The organism is Marinitoga okinawensis (assembly GCF_055387075.1).
On the sequence record NZ_AP042422.1, the window covers coordinates 1,372,851 to 1,390,173 of the forward strand.

Below are 17,323 nucleotides of genomic sequence, written 5' to 3' on the forward strand. Positions count from 1 at the left end.
TTATCACCCCGATATTTCCTTTTTAATTTTTTGAGAATACATGTGGGCTAATCTTGTTGGTTCTGGAATTTTGTATTTTGATGTATATTCCAGTGTTATTTCTTTTGCTTCACCGATCGTTATGTAATTTCCAGGAGACACAAAAACGGGTTTTACTTTTTCCCGTGTTCTTAAAACTACTCCAATTTTATTTTTATTTTTATCATATAAATATGAAAAGCATCCTTTTTGAATACAAGGCTCATCATACGTACCATATAATCTTGATTTAGCAATACCAATTGTAGGTAGGTTTATAAAAAAAGACCCATGAGTTGCAATTCCCATTTTTCTTGGATGAGCTATTCCTTGACCGTCAAAAAATACTAAATCTGGCTTTGTTTTTAATTTTTTCCATGCTTCTAAAAACACGGGTAATTCCCTAAAAGCTAATAATCCAGGAATATATGGAAACTCTATTTTTTGAGTATGATATACTAATTCTAACATTTTAAACTTCTTATCTATTACTACAATTATTGCAATTCCAAGATCATTTAAAAAAGATAAATCTACCCCTGCTACTATTTCAGGGAATTTATTAAATGGTTTTAATTTCAATTTTTCTATTAAATTTTTTTGTAACTCAATACAATGTTTAGGATTTAAATCTTTGAAATCATGGATATTAATTATTTCCATTTTCTATTAAAACCACCGCATATGCTTCAATACCTTCATTTTTCCCACCAATCCCTAAACCATTACCAGACTTTCCTTTAATATTAATCTGAGAAATATCAATATTCATTAATTTTGCTAAAGTTTTTTTCATTTCATTTTTATATGGATTCAATTTTACATAAGAAGTTATTACTGTTGAATCAATGTTTATTATTTTAACATCTTTTAATTTTTCCATTGTTTTTTTTAGCAGTATTTTACTATCAATATTTTTATACTCTTCAGTTTCTGGAAATAATTCACCAATATTTTCCAATCCTAATGCACCTAATAGTGCATCAATAATAGAATGAATAAGGACATCCCCATCAGAATGTCCTTTTAAACCTTTATTTGAAGGTATTTCAACTCCACCTATATATAACTTTTTATTTTCTTCAAAAGGATGAACGTCATATCCAAATCCTATTCTCACTATTTCAACCTCACAGGCATTACAATATACATATATGAATCATCACCTACAGGTTTTATCATTGTTTGTGAGCTTTCGCTTGTAATATTAAATTCTACTTCAGAGGTACCAATATGATCAATAGCTTCTCTTAAATATTTTGGTGAATATGCAATAATTATATCTTCACCTTCTTTTTCAATTTCCAATTCTTCTACTGCTAATCCTACTTCCGGTGATTTTGCAGTTAATTCCATGATGCTATCTTTTATTTCCATCTTTACTTGATCATTTCTTGCGGCAATTGAAACCCTTTTCAATACCTTCAAAAATAAATCTGTGGATGTAATAACTTTTGTTTTAAATGCTTGAGGTATTATTCTTACATAATCTGGAAATGTTGCATCTACAACATTCAAAATAATTTCTATATTATCATCATCTAAGAAAAACAATACTCTTGCGCCATCGAAAAATAATTCAACATTTTCAGTTTTAGAGCTTCTTAACACATTTAGTAACTCTTCCATACTTTTTAAGGATAATAAAAATGAAGGTGGAGTATTTAATATTTCCATTGATAGTTCAGATAAAGCCAATCTATAACCATCAGCAGCTACTAAAGTTAGATAGCCACCTTCTCTGAAATCCCAATATATACCATTTAAATTTCTTGATACATTTTCTGAATCTCTTAATGCACAGAATATTACTCTTTCTATCATTGATAATAACTTTTGTCTTTCAAAAGTTATTATTCCCTCTTCAACTTTATTTGGAACTATTTCAGGAAATTCTTCTGGATCCATTGTTGGTAATAAAAATTCTGATTTTCCTGCTATTACTTTTATGTTTTTATCTTCTAAATATATATCTATATTTTCAAAACTCAAATTTTTTACTATATCCATAAAGTTTGCTGCATCTATAACAAATTCAGGTTTTGTTTCTTTTTTTACTATTTCTTCAAATAAAACTTCCTTTTTTTCTTCTACAACATCTATATTTTCATTTAAATTTTCGGCCTCTTTTTCTTCTGTTTCAGAATTAGGTTTAAATAAATCATCAGTAACTTTTTCAACTTTTTCAAAAATTATATTTTTAATAACTCCATGAAATGCTGTTTGTAAATCTGTTGCATATAAATGTAAATCATTTTCTTTAACAGAAAATTTAAACCCAGAAAGCACTGGATTAGTAGTTTTTTTTGCCACTGCTTTAGATGCCATATCCATCAGAGAATTTAATTTACTTCTTTCTACCTGTAATTTATATATCATTTTTTAGCCTCCCCTATTATATTTCTTTCTTATAATCTATTTTACAATAAAAAGGGCATAAAAATCAAGTTTTTAACAAAATCGAGGTATAATATATTAATAGAAAAATATTTTTATATATTTCTTATTAAAGGAGGAGTAAAAATGGCAAATCGTCCAGTAATTTTAGGTCACAGGGGGTATAGAGCAAAGTTTCCAGAAAATACTATTTTAGCTTATCAAAAAGCTATTGAATATGGTGCAGATGGTGTAGAATTAGATGTTCAATTATCAAAAGATGGTGCTTTAATTATTCATCATGATGACAATTTTGAAAAAATTACAGGAAATAAAACAAAGATTAATGAGTTAACTTCTAAAGAAATCAAAAATATTAAGATTGACGGTGAACCAGTTCCAACATTAGAAGAAGTTTTTATTAAACTTCCAGATTACGCATATATAAACGTTGAAATAAAAGATGTAAATGCTACAGAAATGGCTTACAATACAGTAAAAAGTTTTAATGCTTTAGAAAGAGTTTTATTCTCATCTTTTAACGTTGAATCATTAAAAACATTAAGAAGACTAGATAAAAACGTAGATTTAGGGCTTCTAATTGAAGATAAAGAAATGGTTGAAAAAATTATTCCTTTACATAAAGAACTTAATTTTTATTCGATTAATTTACCCGTTGATGGAATAAAGATGCTTGGTTTGGATAATTATAAAAATCTGATTTCTCAATTTATGGAATTAGGACTTCATATAGTATTTTGGACATTAAATGATATTGAGACATTAGAAAAATTAAAAGGGTATTTCGATGCTATAATAACTGATAATGTTGAATTAATTGTTAATTATTATGAAAAAAAGTAGCTGGGATTACCAGCTACTTTGTATTATATTTTAAAATAATTTTTACATTTTTAACCCATAAATCTGCTGATAATTCTTTATCATTAGAACTACAATATGTCCAGAATAACACTCTTAAATATTTTACATTCTTATCTTTTGCAAAATCTCTTATGTTAAAAGATATTTCAAAAGGATTATAAATTGATGCATATAATCTTTTGATCCAAGAATGTTTTTCAAACGGATATGCATCTGTACCCCATGCATATGCTACTCTGTTTATTTCATCTTTATTTTTATCTAAGAATATGAAAATAATCCCTGATATAGCATATTTTTTCTCAGATAATTTTAGCGATTTGGATGTAAATCCCATCATTTCTGACGAAAAATAAATATTTGTATTATTCATATATGGTAATTCAAAATCTTTATATAAATTATTTTCTGTATATCCATCTTTATGAATTCTTAGCCATTCACTATTATCTATTTTATCAATATATATCAAACTGCCATTTTCTCTTCTTCCACCAATTTTCCAATCTTTATAATCTTTAGACATTATAAAATTATAATCAAATACTTCCCTTGAAATTTCAATTTTCACTATGTCATTTTTTTTAATATTAATAATTTTATTTTTTTCTTTTACTGTAAAAACATTGTTTTTCATATTTGTAATAGTTCCTATAATAACCGTTCCATTTTTTAAATAGATTTTTTCACCATACATATTTAGACTAATAAATATAAATAAAATAAATAAAATAAATTTTTTTTTCATTTTTCTCCCCCCTTTTTTATGATAATTATATCATAAAATCAGGTATCAAAAAACTTTATATCTTCTTTTAAAATATTCATTGCTATTTCTTTATCAATAGTTGATATTACACCAATAGGTGCAAAAATATAATTACTATCAACTCCTATTTTTTTTATGTTTCTTGGTAGTAATTCATCTGGATATTTTTTATATTCATTTAAAATAGAAGTTAATATTTCTCTATTATATTTAGATCTAGTTAAAACTCCACCAGTTCCAAAAATATATTTGATTGCTGTTAAATCCTTTCCTTGAGCTATCGTTTTCCTTCCAAGTGGAGTGTATATGTGTTTTTTCTTACCAGCATGTCTTCTAATTCCTTCAACAAAACAATATTCTGCCAGTGTTGCCATAAATTTCTCATTTCTTTCACTTTTCGGATACGGTGATATTTCTTTTACTAATTCATCATAGTTTTCAAACTTTCCTCTTAAATTGTTTTCACCAATTAGATCTATTACAGTATGAGCATTTACAAATACTCCCATATCTCCTTCAACAGTTCGTTTAGCTACAGGTTCAGGTGCAGTCATTATACTCTGTATTTCAGGGTCACCTTCAGTAACAGAATCAACATCTGTTGTTGCACCACCAATATCAACAGTTAAAACATCTTCATATAATTCACTTAATAATTGAGTTGTTTTCATAACAGCAGCCGGAGTAGGTATTATTTTCTCATCTACATATTGCTCTATTTTTTCCATTCCAGGTGCATGAATTATATGTTCTGCAAAAACCTCTTGTATTACTTTTCTTGCTGGTTCAACATTTAATTGATCAACCTTAGGATATACATTTTCTGTTATATATAATTTTTTATTAGATAGTATTTCTTTTACTTCATCAGCTACTGCTATATTACCTGCATATATTATTGGAACATCCAATGGGATACCCTTTAACAACTCTGCATTATGCAACACAGTTTCTTCTTCTCCATAATCTACTCCACCAGCTAAAAAAATAACATTAGGTTTTATTTCGAGTATTTTTTTTATATGAGAAGACCTCATTTTGCCAGCTGTTACATACTTTATTACCCCTCCTGCACCTAATGCTGCTTCTCTTGAAGCTTTAACAGTCATATCATATACAAGACCATGAACAGTCATTTTCAGTCCTCCTGCTGCAGAAGAGGTGGCTAAAAATTTATTCCATGTGATTTTCTCTCCAATTCTTTCCTCAAGTATTTTTATAGCTCTTTCTATACCTAAAGTTATATCACCTTCATTTATAGTTGTATAATGTTCCCCCTGAGATAAAATAATAGGTTTTTTTGAATCTATTTTACCAAAAGCTGTAACAATAGTTGTAGTACTGCCAATTTCAGCTGTAAGTAAATCAACTTCCATTATTTCACCCCATTAACATATTCAAATAACCTATTTAAACCTTTTTCAATCATTTCTGTTGATGTTGCATAGGATATTCTTATAAATCCTTTTGCTCCAAAACCACTTCCAGGAATTACAGCTAATTTTTTAGTCTTTAATAATTGATTAGCAAAATTCAAATCATTATTATCGTATTTGGATATATTAATAAACAAATAAAATGCTCCTTTAGGGTAAATATATTCAAGATCTGATTCTTTCATTTTATTAAGAACAAATTTTCTTCTTTCATTAAATTTATTTATATAATAATTTATATCAACATCAAAAGCTGCAAGAGAACCATATTGTGCTGGAGTATTTATATTAGAGGCTATATGACTTTGTATTTTTTTTATCTCTTTTGAGATTGTCAATGGTGCGACAGAATATCCTACTCTCCAACCTGTCATTGACCATGTTTTAGAAAATGCATTTATTATTATCGTTTTCTCTCTTAATTCATCGATTTGTGTTGGAGAGAAAAATTCTCCTTCAAACACTAATTTTTCATATACTTCATCACTAATAATATATATATTTTTATCCTTTATTAATTCGTATAATTCCAAAAAAGTTTCTTTTGAATAAACTACACCTGTTGGATTATTTGGAGAATTAATAATTATTGCTTTTGTTCTCTCACTTAAATATGGTTTTATATCTGAAGCTTTTGGAATAAAATTATTTTTAAACTTTAAAGGAACATGTATAGGTATTCCTCGAGCTAATTTTATTTGTGCTTCATAACTAACCCATGCGGGATCTAATAAAATAACCTCATCACCTGGATTTAATAACGCTAAAAGAGTATTATATAGCGCTTGTTTACCACCATTAGATACAACTATATTATTAGCATTATAATCTGTTCCTCTAGATTTATTAATAAAATTTGCAATTTTTTCTCTTAACTCATATATACCAGCAGAATCAGTATATTTAGTCTTCCCTTCTAGCATAGCTTTATATGCATTTTCTATTATTTCTTTAGGAGTTATAAAATCCGGTTCTCCAGCTGTTAATTTAACAACATCTTCACCAGCTTTTTCCATTTCAATCGCTTTTGAATTTAGTTCCAAAGTTATAGATGGTTGAATACTTTTAACAATTTTTGATAACAAGATCATCCCTCCAATATCATTATTTCAAATTTATTTTACCTCTATATGAAAAATTTTGCAATATCATTTATGTGTTTTTATGTTAAATATTGAACAAGAATTTCTTAAATTATATATTTACTTAGTTTTTTAGATAGAATATTATATATAAAAAAATAAATGAGCATTAAATGCTCATTTATTCAAAGTATTCTATTTTCAAACCAATTTTTTCTAATTTATCAAACAATTTTTCATAACCTCTAAAAATATGATCTACATTATTTATAACTGTTTCTCCTTCAGCTACTAAAGAAGCAATTAACAATGCGGCTGAAGCTCTTAAATCTGTAGCTTCTAATGGTGCTCCTGATAATTTTGTAACCCCTGTTATTATAGCAGTGTTACTTTCTACAAATATTTTCGCACCCATACGATTTAATTCATCAACATGATTAAATCTAGTTTTAAAAACATTTTCTGTAATTGAAGATCTTCCAGGTATTAAACTAAGCAAAACCATTAATTGAGGTTGCAAATCTGTTGGAAATCCTGGAAAAGTTGCTGTTTCAACATCCACAGGAGATAATTCTAATTTTGAAATACTTTCTATTTTTAAAGTATTATTCTCAACACTATATTTTACACCTATTTTTTCAAATATATCTAATAATGAAAAAATATGTTCTTCAATTATATTCTTTAAAGTAATTCTCTCACCTAATATAGCTCCTAATATAGCATAGGTTCCCGCTTCAATTCTATCAGGAATAATTGAATATTCGGTTCCATATAATTTTTTTACACCATTAATTTTAATATTAGAAGTTCCTTGACCTTCAATTTGAGCTCCCATGGAGATTAAAAAATTACATAAATCAATAATTTCTGGTTCTTGAGCACAATTAGTTAATATGGTTTCTGTATCTTCTAACAAAACAGCTGTAGTTATTAGATGTTCCGTTGCACCAACGCTTGGAAATGGCAAAGATACATGAACTTTTTGTGGAGAGGATATATATTTTGAATGAGTAAAACCATGTTCTATTTTAGATTCTATTCCTAACTTTTTTAACCCCTCTAAGTGAAAATTAACTGGCCTAACACCAATAGAACACCCTCCTGGTAATGCTACTTTAGCATAACCATTTCTAATTGTTAATGGACCTAAAACATTAAATGATGCTCTCATTCTTCTTACTGGACCATAGGGAAGTACCGAATTCATATCTGAATTCCTTTCTATAATTAAAGAATTTTCATCCCAATTTATCTTCTTTCCTGCATTTTCTAATATTTCTATCATTGTATTAACATCTGCTAAATTTGGTATGTTATGCAGAATTATTTTTTCATCTGTTAGCAATGTTGCTGCTAATATTGGAAGGGCTGCATTTTTTGATCCAGAAATAACTATTTCGCCATTAGCTTTTTGTGGTCCTTTTACTTTTATTTTTCCCATAGTTTCTATCTCCAATCTGTGGTCCATTTCTTATCCTCCAATCTAGAACTAATCAAAATATTTTAATATCTCCTTTGTGGTTGTTAAATCTTTTGGTAAATAAAATGAATAAATTTCCAATGTTTCTGGTGATTTCACAAAGTTCTTTAATTGATATTTAATTCTATCTAATACTTTAAATAATGTTTCTTCATCTATATCTGGTATAATAACTGCGAATTGCGATTTTGAATATCTCATAATAAGATCCAAAGGAAGTCTTACATTTCTTCTCAAAATTCTTCCTATTTCCATCTCTGGACCTTTATGATATTCTCCTTCATACTTTAACTCCTTTAATTCTGGTATTTTTATTAATAGTAATCCATAATTATTTCCACTTTCAAAAGCTTTTTCCAGCAGCAAAAAGAATATTTTATCAAAAAATTCTCTTGAATAAACTCTTGTTGACGGATCTATATATTTCCTCTCAACAAACCCTTGAACAAAATCGCTATATGCATTTATTTCTTCTTTTGCAAAGGTGTTATATTCTTCTAACAACTTATTTGTAGAATCTAAAGCTTCTTTTATTTCTTTTATTTCTTTCTCATAATCTTTAATAAGACCTTTCAATTTATCATTCTCTTCTTCAAGCACTTTTACCTTATTTTCATAATCAAATTCATTCATAAATGTTCCCCCTTACCAATCCCAATTTTTTTTAGCTGTATATATATTTACTTTACTATTTAAAAAATCTTTTATCCTATTTTCAACAGTTTTTGAAAAATATACAATACTTTTCTCTTTGCTATTCTCAGGTATTTTTCTATAATATATTTTATAATCTTTTCCTATCCAACCAGTTATAATTATTGAATTGTTAAATATTTCCTCAATTACTTTATCCAAAGAATCATCATATGGAATTTCCCAAGCCAATTTAAGGATTATTTCATCATTAATTTGTATCTTCTTATTTATTTTATCATAAAAAAGATAATTTTGATTATCAAAATCCGATAAATAATAGATTTTTCCTCCTTTTTGGTCTAAAGAATTTTTTATATCTTTATCATATCCTTTGCCCAAATATATCACAGGAAAAATCCCAGAAGATTCAAAACCTCTTATCATAGTATACATAACTTGAGAAACAATATAAGGAGAACTTGCAATATACTTCAAAAAATTATCTGAGCCTTTTTTTAATGTTTTCATATTTCCAAACACAACAAAATCATAACCTTTATTTTTTAAAAAACTTCCTAAGACATTACTAAAATTAAAAATTAAATCGTATGAATTTAAAGATCCTATGACAAAATAATCTAATTCTTTATTGATTTCATTTAAATCCAACCAATAACCATTTATTATCTCTTCATTTGTTGAGTCTTTAAGAGATGTATTTAAATACCCTATAAAATTTTTTTCTTTATATAACGGAATTTTAATAGCATACGCTAATATAGATAGACTAATTATTAGGATAATTAGATAAAATCTTTTCGATAACATTTGCTACACCTTCTTCATCAGAGGATAATGCTACATTTTTTGCAAATTTTTTTACATGATTTGCAGCATTACCCATAGCATATGAGTTTTTCGATAAAATTAACATAGAAATATCATTCTCACTGTCTCCAAAAATATAAGCATTTTCTAAATCTAGATTATACAGTTGAGCTATTCTTTTTAAAGCATTTCCCTTTGATGTGTCTTTATTTAAAAAATCAAGATATATATTAAATGACCTAACAATATTTAATCTATTATTATACATTAACGTCATTTTGTTTTGAAATAAATTTAGCTTTTTTTCATCAGCTATAGTTAATATTTTAGTAGGTCCATTTTTACTATTAATAATATATTCTTCTAAACTATTTACAAGTTTATAATTAACACCAGAATGCTTAGCATAACCTTTAATTTCATTATTATCATTGTCTGTAATTAATTCATCATTCAAATATATTTGTACATGTAAATTTTCCTTCTTAGCTTCATTAATAACTTTTATAGCTAAATTTTTATCAATATCAGATTCGAAAATGGCTTCACCATTATGTGAAACAACATATGCACCATTATATGAAATAATAGGAATTTTTTTTAAAAAAGATAGATATTTGTTTACAACTAATTTAGTAGATTTATACATTCTACCGCTTGCTATTATTATAAAAGCGCCTTTTTCGTATATTTTTTTTATAGCATTTATAGTTCTCTCTGTCATTTTTTCTTTTGAGTTCAATAATGTACCATCTAAATCAAAAATAAAAACAGTTTTATTCATTTTTACCCTCCAGATAAATTATAACATAAAATTAAAAATTTAAAAGTTTTATAATAGAGTTTTTTAATATTTTTTGGTACTTTCCTTAATCATTCTTTTACTAAAATAATCAAGTATAATAAGAAACAGCCTTGGGTTCCCAAGGCTGTTTCTTATGGTGGAGTCGATGGGACTTGAACCCACGACCTCTACCGTGCCATGGTAGCGCGCTCCCAGCTGCGCCACGACCCCACAATCCACAGTTATTATATAATAAAATTTGTTAAAAGTCAATATATCTTCATTAAATAAAGTATTTAGATAATCTATTTAATTTCTGCGAAATCTATTAGTTTATTAATAGGTGTAACATGATGCATATTGTAATCTTTGGATTCTCCTACACCTTTTACAAGAATTTTTATTTTATCTTTTGATAAATACAGTACAACATATTCTAAAACTCCATAAACCACTTTTTTGGTATAAGGGACAAGTTTTTTTTTCACCCCTGCATCAAATGGAGCTCCACCACCACCAGTTGTAATATAAGTTATTCCATTTTTTTCAAATCTTTCATATGCATGAATATGCCCATTAAAAACTAATTTAACTTTATATTTTTCAAAAATTGGCCTCCATACTTTCTCCAATTTTACATATTGCTTTCTCCATATAACAGCAGAATTATTCCAAAATGGATAATGATAAAAAATTATTGTTGTTTTATCATTATTCTTTTTCAAATCCTCTATAAGCCATTTAGTTTGTTCTTTGAATAAATTAGAATATGTTGAAATTTCAGAATCAAGTATTATAAAATGATAATTAGAATATGAAAAGCTATACCATTCTTTATTGTAATTTCCTCCACCATTTGGTAAATCAAATGCATCATAATATATTTTCGCATTTTTTTCATGATTACCTAAAATAGGATAATAAAATGAATTTAAATCTCTTATTACATTAAAAAAATTATTCCAATATCTTTCTTCTTTTCCGTTTTCCACCATATCTCCAATATTTACAACAAATTCTGGATTTTCTTTAATTATATTTTCTACAATCATTCTATGCAATTTATCATAATATCTTGTATCACCATATACAACAGTCTTAAATTCTTTAGCATCATTATTTTTTGTATTAAAAAATCCTTTATAATAATCATTATTAGTAATTACTTCAAAAGTATATTTTGTTGATGGTTTTAACCCTTCTACTTTTAAATGTATTAATCCAGGATTTATATTATCAATTGTCCTAAATAAAACATTATCTTCATATAATTTTACTTGAATATTTTCATCTAATGTTTTAAAATTAATAGTAGCATAAGTTTCTCCTTGATTTGTCAAATACGGCGGCCAAATGAATTTTGCTATTAAAATATTAGTTATTACTATCATTAATATAATCAAAATTATCTTTTTCATTTTGATACCCCTTTCAATTTTTTAGGAGGATACTATGAAGAAAATATATATTTTTATCTTTATTTTTTTATTGTTATGGACTGTACCTATAGGAATTTTGATGTTTAATTATTTTAATTTTAGTGAATTTATTAAAATAATAATGAAATCGAGAACTATAAGAATTTTAAAATATACACTATTACAATCAATCTTATCAGTTTTATTTTCGTTTTTAATATCCATTTTACCAGCACTTTATGTTGCTAATAACAAGAATTATTTAAGCAAAGTATTAGAAGATTCCTTTTTTATTCCCTTCTTTTTTCCACCTATACCAACTATTATTGCCTTTTCATTATTATATGGATCAAACGGAATATTTTCAAATATTTTTCATTTAAACATATTGTACTCTTTAACAGCTATAATTTTAGCCCATTCTTTTTATAATTCACCAATATTCGTAAAATATATTTCGGATTCATTAAGATCTATTCCTAAAAATTATGTTGAGAACGCTATTATAGACGGTGCTAATAAATGGAATATTTTCAAAATCATTAAATTGCCAATAATTTTACCCTCGATTTTAAAAGCATCTTTTTTAGTCTTTACATATTCTTTTGTTAGTTTCGCTATAGTATTATCTTTAGGTGGAATAAGATTTTCCACTTTTGAAGTTGCTATTTTTACCACTCTAAGAAGTTCTTTAGATTTCTCTAAAGCTTTAACCTACGCCATAATACAATTTATTATTTTGCTTATATTGAATTATATCATATCCATTCCAAAAGTATATGAAATTGGTATTGATGAAAATCATAAAGAAAAAAACAACTTATTTACTATTATATTTTCTATTGCATATTTAATATTTGAATACTCCATAGTTTTAACAGGAACATTTTCGGGTTTTTTTGATTTTATAAATAAGAAATTCACTTTAAAGGGTTTCATTAATCTTTTTTCAAAAGAAATAAATTCTTACTATCCGATAATAAGAGCATTTTATAATACACTATTAATTTCATCTATCGTTAGTTTTTTAGTTGTTATATTCACTTATACAATTTTAAGAAATATTAAAACACATAGAGATATGATGATTTCAAACATATTTATTATTTCATCTATGGGTATATCTTCAGCATTTTTAGCTATGGGTTTGTTATACTTAAATATTTATTATTCAATACCTTATTTTATCCTTCTAAGTTTAGGATATATAATAATATCTGTTCCATTAGCCTATACATTTTTACAACAAAGAGTTTTATCCTTTGACTATTCTATAATTGAAGCATCCAAAATAGATGGTGCAAATACAATTAAGTCATTTATATATATAGAATTTCCATTATTAAAAAATACATTAATCGCTGTATTCTTGCAGATATTCGCCATAATTTTTGGGGAATTTACAATATCCTATACTATGCAATCTATTGATTATTTTCCCTTAATTTCAAATGTTAATTATAAACTTTCTACTGCAAGATATTATTTGGAAAGTCAAGCTTTAGCTTCTATAACAATTATCGTTATATTCATAATATTCAATATCTCTAATTTTCTAAATAAAGAATAAAAATATATATATTCCTTTGAAGAAAAAAGGAAAATATGGTATAATACCAAAAAAAGAACAAGGAGTGTTTGTATGGATATTTTATCTTTTAAAGATAAGGTTTTAGAAAAATTAAAAGAGGTTGAAGATAAACTTTCAGATGGTAATATAACATCCAATTTAGATCTACTACAAAGTTTAGGAAAAGAACATAACAGACTATCTACTCTTAGAGATTTATTTAATGAATTAGAAAACGCATTAGCTGACAGAGAGGCTATTGACGAACTAAAACATGCTGAAGAAATAGATGATGAAGAATATAATGAAATGATAGAGGAATCCGAGAAAACCATTAAAAAATTAAATATAGATATTTTAAGTTTATTAATACCAGGAAATGAAATTAATGAAAGAAATATTATCATGGAAATAAGAGCTGGAACTGGTGGCGAAGAAGCTGCTTTGTTTGCATCTGATTTAATGAGAATGTATTTAAAATACGCTGAAAACAAAGGTTGGAAACATGAAATACTTGAATTAAGTGACACTGGAATTGGTGGAACTAAAAATGCTGTTATAAAAATCAAGGGAAAAGGTGTATTTGGAAGATTAAAATATGAAAGTGGAGTTCACAGGGTACAAAGAGTTCCTGTAACAGAGTCAGGTGGAAGAATTCATACTTCAACTGCAACTGTTGCTGTATTACCCGAAGCTACTGATGTTGATGTTAAAATTGATGACAAAGATTTAAGAATAGATACATATAGAGCTGGTGGCGCTGGTGGACAACATGTTAACAAAACTGAGTCTGCTGTTAGAATTGTACACATACCAAGTGGTATCGTCGTAACATGTCAAAATGAGAGATCACAACATCAAAACAAAGAAGCAGCGATGACGATATTAAGAGCAAAATTATATGAAGAAGCTTTAAAAAAGCAACAGGAAAAAATGGTTTCTCAAAGAAGATCGCAAATTGGAACAGGTGAAAGAAGCGAAAAAATTAGAACATATAATTTCCCTCAAAATCGTGTAACTGATCACAGAATCGGTTTTACTTCATATAGATTAGGTTTTATATTAGATGGAGACTTGGATGAAATTATAGATAAATTAATAGAATGGTATTTATCTGAAAAGCTTGAAAATATTGAAATATAGGGAGGGATTATATGAAAATATTCCTTGATATGTTCTACAAATTATCTTGGATTTTAACTGTTATAACTGGCTTTTTTTCAATCGCAACAAATTCAAGAGTTAACGGATTTTTCCTTTTATTTTTTACTATCACTACACTTTCTCAATTAATCGGCACTTATTTACTCGCAAAAGAAAAAGATGGCTTAAAAATATTTGTTCATTATTTTACTATTGTTATAATAGCTATGGCATTTTTAATTTCTATTTCACTTATGAAAATAAATATTATTTCTTTTATTTTATATTTCATAATTTATAATCTAATGCTATCATTCATATTAAACAATTATTTTTTATATTTTGAAAATAAAAATCATCTTTCAAAACTTATTAAAACATTAAATTTAAATTATTTTGATTTTTTCGATTCAGAAATCCATATACGATTATTTAATAATAAAAAAGCTATAATACCGAAAGGCGTTTCTGCTGTTGGCCCGTATTCTCCAGCATTACAAAAAGACAATGAATTATATGTTTCTGGACAAATACCTATAAATTTTGAAACTGGGGAAATTCCTGAGTCTTTTGTAGAACAGTCTAAACAAGCATTAGAAAATTTAAAAGATGTATTAAATGCCGCTGGTTATACTTTTAAAGACGTAGTCCAAGTTAGTGTATACATAACAGATATGTCTAAATTTGGTGAATTTAATGCAATTTATGAAACATATTTTAAAAAACCTTATCCTGCTAGATTTGTAGTAGAAGTTTCTAAACTTCCTAAAGATGTTAATGTAGAAATAGCATGTATTGCAAAGAAATAATATTAAAGGGGTGATATATATATGGATATGATAAAGATAGTACTTCCAGATGGTTCTGAAAAAGAATATAAAAAAGGTATTACTGCAGCTGACATAGCAAAAGAAATTTCAGAAGGTTTATACAGAAAAGCTTTAGGTGCTTTAGTTAATGGAGAGTTATATGATCTTACAAGACCTATTGAAAAAGATTCTACAGTAAAAATCATTACTGATAAAGATCCTGAAGCTCCTGTGATATTTAGACATACTATTGCACATATTATGGCTCAAGCTGTTGTAAGATTATATGGCAAAGACGTAAAATTAGCTATTGGTCCAGTTATAGAAAATGGTTTTTATTATGATTTTGATTTAGAAGAAAAAATATCAGAAGACGATCTACCTAAAATAGAAGCAGAAATGAAAAAAATAATAAAAGAAAATTTACCTATTGAAAGATTTGTAATTTCTAAAGAAGAAGCAAAAGAATTGTTTAAAGATCAACCATATAAATTAGAACTTTTAGAAGACATTGAAGATGAAACAGTAACATACTATAAACAAGGTGAGTTCTTTGATTTATGTAGAGGACCTCATTTACCTTCTACAGGAAAAATTAAACATATTAAATTATTATCTGTTTCTGGTGCTTATTGGAGAGGTAATGAGAAAAATAAAATGTTACAAAGGATTTATGGAACAGCTTTTGCTAAAAAAGATCAATTAGATGAATATTTAAAAATGTTAGAAGAAGCAAAGAAAAGAGATCATAGAAAAATAGGACCTAAATTAGATTTATTTATGTTTGAAAACGAATTAGCTCCTGCAATGCCATTTTTCTTACCAAGAGGTGCAAAGGTTATAAATGAATTATTAGAATTCTCAAGAGAGTTGCATAAAAAATATGGTTATGAAGAAGTTATCACACCATTAATTATGAATATTCAATTATGGCATCAATCGGGACATTGGGATCACTATAAAGAAAATATGTATTTCACAGAAAAAGATGATATACAATATGCTGTAAAACCAATGAATTGCCCAGGGCATATATTGATATATAAATCAAAAGTTTATAGTTATAGAGATTTACCTATAAGATTATCAGAGTTTGGTAAAGTTCATAGATACGAAAGAAGTGGAGTTGTTCATGGATTATTTAGAGTAAGAGCATTTACACAAGATGATGCTCATATTTACTGTACAAAAGACCAAATAGAAGATGAAATAATTAAAGTTATGGACTTTACAAATGAATTATATAGTGCATTTGGTTTTGAATATGAAGCAGATTTAAGTACAATGCCTGAAGATCATATGGGTGATGAAAAAACTTGGGAAGTTGCTACAGAAGCTTTAAGAAAAGCTTTAGAAAGATCTGGAATTAATTATAAAATAAATGAAGGTGATGGAGCATTTTATGGTCCTAAAATTGACTTCCATATAAAAGATTCCATCGGAAGAAAATGGCAATGTGCTACTATACAATTAGATTTCCAAATGCCAGAAAGATTTGATATACATTATGTAGATAATAATAACGAATTACAAAGACCTGTTATGATTCATAGAGCAATATATGGTTCCATAGAAAGATTTTTTGGTATATTAATTGAAAATTTTGCTGGCGCATTCCCAACATGGTTATCTCCAGAACAAGTAGCTGTTATACCAGTTTCTGATAAATATGTTGATGCAGCAAAAGAATTATATGAAAAATTAGATTCTGAAGGTTTAAGAGTTAAGTTAGATTCTTCTAATGCTACAGTTGGATATAAAATCAGAAATGCTCAAATGTTAAAAATACCATATATGATTGTTATTGGTGAAAAAGAACTTGAATCTAAAAAATATAATGTAAGAACAAGAGAAGGAAATACTGTTGAAGATTTAGAACTTGATGACTTTATTAAAACAGTAAAAGAAGAAATCAAAAATAGAAGTTTGAAATTAAGTTATTAAAAAATAAGATTCATGAAATAATTATTGAATTAGAATAATATTATTTCAAAATATAAAAATACTCCATCCTATATTAAGGATGGAGTATTTATTATGAGAATTCCTATAATTTAGGAAATATCTCTGGTATTTTTTCCTGACT

The 17,323-nt window shown here is 26.6% G+C and carries 16 protein-coding genes and 1 tRNA gene; 5 read left to right on the top strand and 12 right to left on the bottom strand.

The window, feature by feature from the left end:
* Positions 1–3: 3 nt before the first annotated feature.
* Genes nfi through dnaN form a run of 3 tightly spaced genes read right to left on the bottom strand, consistent with a single transcriptional unit; the run spans position 4 to position 2,397 of the window.
* Positions 4–681: an endonuclease V gene (nfi, locus tag ACZ5CK_RS06845; RefSeq protein WP_464581082.1), complete on the bottom strand. Its 678-nt coding sequence runs from the start codon at positions 679–681 to the stop codon at positions 4–6.
* Positions 668–1,141: a 2-C-methyl-D-erythritol 2,4-cyclodiphosphate synthase gene (ispF, locus tag ACZ5CK_RS06850; protein WP_464582973.1), complete on the bottom strand. Its 474-nt coding sequence runs from the start codon at positions 1,139–1,141 to the stop codon at positions 668–670. The genes nfi and ispF overlap by 14 nt, the downstream gene beginning before the upstream one ends.
* Positions 1,138–2,397 (bottom strand): DNA polymerase III subunit beta, encoded by a 1,260-nt coding sequence (gene dnaN / locus ACZ5CK_RS06855; RefSeq protein ID WP_464581083.1) that lies wholly within the window; start codon positions 2,395–2,397, stop codon positions 1,138–1,140. The genes ispF and dnaN overlap by 4 nt, the downstream gene beginning before the upstream one ends.
* A gap of 144 nt (positions 2,398–2,541) precedes the next feature.
* On the opposite strand from dnaN, the gene ACZ5CK_RS06860 reads away from it, so the two are divergent.
* Positions 2,542–3,258, top strand: a complete 717-nt coding sequence (locus tag ACZ5CK_RS06860) for a glycerophosphodiester phosphodiesterase family protein (protein WP_464581084.1) — start codon at positions 2,542–2,544, stop codon at positions 3,256–3,258.
* A gap of 13 nt (positions 3,259–3,271) precedes the next feature.
* Here ACZ5CK_RS06860 and ACZ5CK_RS06865 read toward each other — a convergent pair whose 3' ends face one another.
* The 9 genes from ACZ5CK_RS06865 to ACZ5CK_RS06905 form a co-directional block, all read right to left on the bottom strand.
* Positions 3,272–4,027: a hypothetical protein gene (locus ACZ5CK_RS06865; protein WP_464581085.1), complete on the bottom strand. Its 756-nt coding sequence runs from the start codon at positions 4,025–4,027 to the stop codon at positions 3,272–3,274.
* A 38-nt stretch (positions 4,028–4,065) separates the two neighbouring features.
* A complete protein-coding gene (locus tag ACZ5CK_RS06870; RefSeq protein ID WP_464581086.1) occupies positions 4,066–5,424 on the bottom strand; it encodes a GlmL-related ornithine degradation protein in 1,359 nt (452 codons plus the stop codon).
* Positions 5,424–6,575, bottom strand: coding sequence for an aspartate aminotransferase (aspC, locus tag ACZ5CK_RS06875; protein ID WP_464581087.1), 1,152 nt, complete (start codon positions 6,573–6,575; stop codon positions 5,424–5,426). Before aspC ends, ACZ5CK_RS06870 begins: the two co-directional genes overlap by 1 nt.
* Before the next feature lie 172 nt (positions 6,576–6,747).
* Positions 6,748–8,010: a UDP-N-acetylglucosamine 1-carboxyvinyltransferase gene (gene murA / locus ACZ5CK_RS06880; protein ID WP_464582974.1), complete on the bottom strand. Its 1,263-nt coding sequence runs from the start codon at positions 8,008–8,010 to the stop codon at positions 6,748–6,750.
* A 48-nt stretch (positions 8,011–8,058) separates the two neighbouring features.
* Entirely contained in the window at positions 8,059–8,682 is a 624-nt protein-coding gene (locus ACZ5CK_RS06885) for a diguanylate cyclase domain-containing protein (protein ID WP_464581088.1), read from the bottom strand.
* Positions 8,683–8,694: 12 nt separating this feature from the next.
* On the bottom strand, positions 8,695–9,513 hold the full coding sequence (locus ACZ5CK_RS06890) for a hypothetical protein (protein WP_464581089.1): 819 nt from the start codon (positions 9,511–9,513) through the stop codon (positions 8,695–8,697).
* Positions 9,473–10,297, bottom strand: a complete 825-nt coding sequence (locus ACZ5CK_RS06895; protein WP_464581090.1) for an HAD family hydrolase — start codon at positions 10,295–10,297, stop codon at positions 9,473–9,475. The genes ACZ5CK_RS06890 and ACZ5CK_RS06895 overlap by 41 nt, the downstream gene beginning before the upstream one ends.
* 155 nt (positions 10,298–10,452) lie before the next feature.
* Positions 10,453–10,528: transfer RNA gene (locus ACZ5CK_RS06900), tRNA-Ala, on the bottom strand.
* A gap of 74 nt (positions 10,529–10,602) precedes the next feature.
* Complete coding sequence (locus ACZ5CK_RS06905) at positions 10,603–11,715, bottom strand: metallophosphoesterase family protein (RefSeq protein WP_464581091.1); 1,113 nt, start codon at positions 11,713–11,715, stop codon at positions 10,603–10,605.
* Positions 11,716–11,749: 34 nt separating this feature from the next.
* On the opposite strand from ACZ5CK_RS06905, the gene ACZ5CK_RS06910 reads away from it, so the two are divergent.
* From ACZ5CK_RS06910 to thrS, 4 genes are all read left to right on the top strand, one after another.
* A complete protein-coding gene (locus ACZ5CK_RS06910; protein ID WP_464581092.1) occupies positions 11,750–13,285 on the top strand; it encodes an ABC transporter permease in 1,536 nt (511 codons plus the stop codon).
* 72 nt (positions 13,286–13,357) lie between these two features.
* On the top strand, positions 13,358–14,428 hold the full coding sequence (prfA, locus tag ACZ5CK_RS06915) for a peptide chain release factor 1 (RefSeq protein ID WP_464581093.1): 1,071 nt from the start codon (positions 13,358–13,360) through the stop codon (positions 14,426–14,428).
* A gap of 11 nt (positions 14,429–14,439) precedes the next feature.
* The gene (locus ACZ5CK_RS06920; RefSeq protein ID WP_464581094.1) at positions 14,440–15,237 is read left to right on the top strand and encodes a RidA family protein; all 798 of its coding nucleotides are present in this window, start codon (positions 14,440–14,442) and stop codon (positions 15,235–15,237) included.
* A gap of 27 nt (positions 15,238–15,264) precedes the next feature.
* Positions 15,265–17,181 carry a threonine--tRNA ligase gene (thrS, locus tag ACZ5CK_RS06925; RefSeq protein ID WP_464582975.1) on the top strand — a complete coding sequence of 639 codons (1,917 nt, stop codon included), beginning with the start codon at positions 15,265–15,267 and terminating at the stop codon, positions 17,179–17,181.
* The last annotated feature ends 142 nt before the right edge of the window (positions 17,182–17,323 follow it).

Bases quoted from the DNA above. Each gene is read 5' to 3' on its own strand.
- nfi (WP_464581082.1), bottom strand. From the start codon at position 681: ATGGAAATAATTAATATCCATGATTTCAAAGATTTAAATCCTAAACAT.
- dnaN (WP_464581083.1), bottom strand. From the start codon at position 2,397: ATGATATATAAATTACAGGTAGAAAGAAGTAAATTAAATTCTCTGATG.
- ACZ5CK_RS06860 (WP_464581084.1), top strand. From the start codon at position 2,542: ATGGCAAATCGTCCAGTAATTTTAGGTCACAGGGGGTATAGAGCAAAG.
- ACZ5CK_RS06865 (WP_464581085.1), bottom strand. From the start codon at position 4,027: ATGAAAAAAAAATTTATTTTATTTATTTTATTTATATTTATTAGTCTA.
- ACZ5CK_RS06870 (WP_464581086.1), bottom strand. From the start codon at position 5,424: ATGGAAGTTGATTTACTTACAGCTGAAATTGGCAGTACTACAACTATT.
- aspC (WP_464581087.1), bottom strand. From the start codon at position 6,575: ATGATCTTGTTATCAAAAATTGTTAAAAGTATTCAACCATCTATAACT.
- murA (WP_464582974.1), bottom strand. From the start codon at position 8,010: ATGGGAAAAATAAAAGTAAAAGGACCACAAAAAGCTAATGGCGAAATA.
- ACZ5CK_RS06885 (WP_464581088.1), bottom strand. From the start codon at position 8,682: ATGAATGAATTTGATTATGAAAATAAGGTAAAAGTGCTTGAAGAAGAG.
- ACZ5CK_RS06890 (WP_464581089.1), bottom strand. From the start codon at position 9,513: ATGTTATCGAAAAGATTTTATCTAATTATCCTAATAATTAGTCTATCT.
- ACZ5CK_RS06895 (WP_464581090.1), bottom strand. From the start codon at position 10,297: ATGAATAAAACTGTTTTTATTTTTGATTTAGATGGTACATTATTGAAC.
- ACZ5CK_RS06905 (WP_464581091.1), bottom strand. From the start codon at position 11,715: ATGAAAAAGATAATTTTGATTATATTAATGATAGTAATAACTAATATT.
- ACZ5CK_RS06910 (WP_464581092.1), top strand. From the start codon at position 11,750: ATGAAGAAAATATATATTTTTATCTTTATTTTTTTATTGTTATGGACT.
- prfA (WP_464581093.1), top strand. From the start codon at position 13,358: ATGGATATTTTATCTTTTAAAGATAAGGTTTTAGAAAAATTAAAAGAG.
- ACZ5CK_RS06920 (WP_464581094.1), top strand. From the start codon at position 14,440: ATGAAAATATTCCTTGATATGTTCTACAAATTATCTTGGATTTTAACT.
- thrS (WP_464582975.1), top strand. From the start codon at position 15,265: ATGATAAAGATAGTACTTCCAGATGGTTCTGAAAAAGAATATAAAAAA.